The 1551-nt window shown below is 68.3% G+C and carries 1 protein-coding gene; it reads left to right on the top strand.

The annotated features are described in order from the left end of the window. Positions 1-235: 235 nt before the first annotated feature. Positions 236-1468: an IS110 family RNA-guided transposase gene (locus KVF89_RS02585; RefSeq protein ID WP_257423093.1), complete on the top strand. Its 1233-nt coding sequence runs from the start codon at positions 236-238 to the stop codon at positions 1466-1468. The last annotated feature ends 83 nt before the right edge of the window (positions 1469-1551 follow it).

The raw sequence follows: 1551 nt of genomic DNA, 5'->3' as shown, positions 1-1551 counted from the left end.
AGAGGTGTATTTGACTTCGACCTTCGGTCGAACGTGGCGGGCGATGAGAATCGGCGGTGACGCTCGGCGACGTCGGCACACACTGGTGCGGGTGAGCCCGTAGAGGTGTATGGCGTGGGGCTCTCGGGAGTCGGTGGATTGTTGCTGCGAGCACGTGGGTCTGTGTCCTGGCAGAGAGCCCTCCGGGTGTCGCCGGCCGCGATGGCCGCGGCCGATCCGATGAGGAGGGCTCGTGATGGAAGTGTTGTTCGACCGGGTCGCCGGTCTGGATGTCGGGAAGGCGTCAGTGTCGGTGTGCGTGCGCACGCCCGGTGCGCGCCGGGGTCGGCGCAGCGAGACGCGCACCTTCAAGACCACGACCGGGTCGCTGAAGGTGATGCGGGACTGGCTGCTGGAGCAAGGGGTGACGATCGCGGCGATCGAGTCGACCTCGACGTACTGGAAGGCGCCGTTCTACTGCCTCGAGGATGTGATGGAGGTCTGGTTGCTCAACGCCGCGCACATGAAGGCGGTCCCTGGTCGCAAGACCGACGTACGGGACGCGGAGTGGATCGCACAGTTGCTCGAGCACGGGCTACTGCGGCCCTCGATGGTGCCGCCGCCGGCGATCCGGCAACTGCGGATGCTGACCCGGTACCGGGTGCAGCTGATGGGGGACCGGACCCGAGAGGCGATCCGGCTGGAGATGATGCTCGAGGACGCCTCGATCAAGCTCTCGTCGGTGGCGTCATCACTCACGACGGTGTCTGCGCGCGCGATGCTGGCGGCGATGATTGACGGGGAGCGTGACCCGCTCGTTCTGGCGCAGCTGGCGAAGGGCCGGATGCGGTCGAAGATCTCGGACCTGGCTCAGGCGCTGGAGGGAAACTTCGATGATCACCACGCGCAGATGGCCCGGGCGATCCTCGGCCGGCTGGACCTGGTCGAGCAGTCGCTGGTCGAGCTCGACGCGGTGATCGCCGCGAAGTGCACGCCTTGGGCGCACGAGATTGAGCTGCTTCAGACCATCCCTGGGGTGGGGGAGAAGGTCGCGCAGGTCATCGTCGCGGAGACCGGCGCGGACATGTCCCGGTTCCCCAGCGCTGCGCATCTGGCGGCGTGGGCGGGCGTGGCGCCGGGGATCCACGAGTCCGCGGGCAAGCGCACCCCGACGAGCAAGCGGCACGGCAACAAGTGGCTGACCGCGATGCTGGTCGAGGCAGCCGGCTCGGTGGCGCGGATGCACCAGTCGAACTACCTGTCGGCTCAGCACGCGCGGATCGCGAAGCGACGCGGGACCGGTCGCGCGCAGGTCGCGGTCGCGCACTCGATCCTGGTGTCGGCCTGGCACATGCTGAGCAAGGACGAGCCCTACCAAGACCTCGGGGCGGACTGGCTCGCCCGCCGCAACGACGAGGCCCATGCCCGCCGGCTGGTCGCGCAGCTCGAACGACTCGGACACACCGTGCAACTCGACGCCGCTAGCTGAGCAGCGAGTCCACTGCCATCGTGTCGGGCTCCGCCCGACGCGCTCACGCGCCTGCGCCGGTACAGGTGATTCACGGGTCTGTG

The organism is Nocardioides carbamazepini (genome assembly GCF_024614185.1).
GTDB lineage: Bacteria > Actinomycetota > Actinomycetes > Propionibacteriales > Nocardioidaceae > Nocardioides > Nocardioides carbamazepini.
Note: the sequence above shows the minus strand (reverse complement) of the source record. Positions and strands in the feature narration are given on the sequence as shown.

Bases quoted from the DNA above. Each gene is read 5' to 3' on its own strand.
- KVF89_RS02585 (WP_257423093.1), top strand. From the start codon at position 236: ATGGAAGTGTTGTTCGACCGGGTCGCCGGTCTGGATGTCGGGAAGGCG.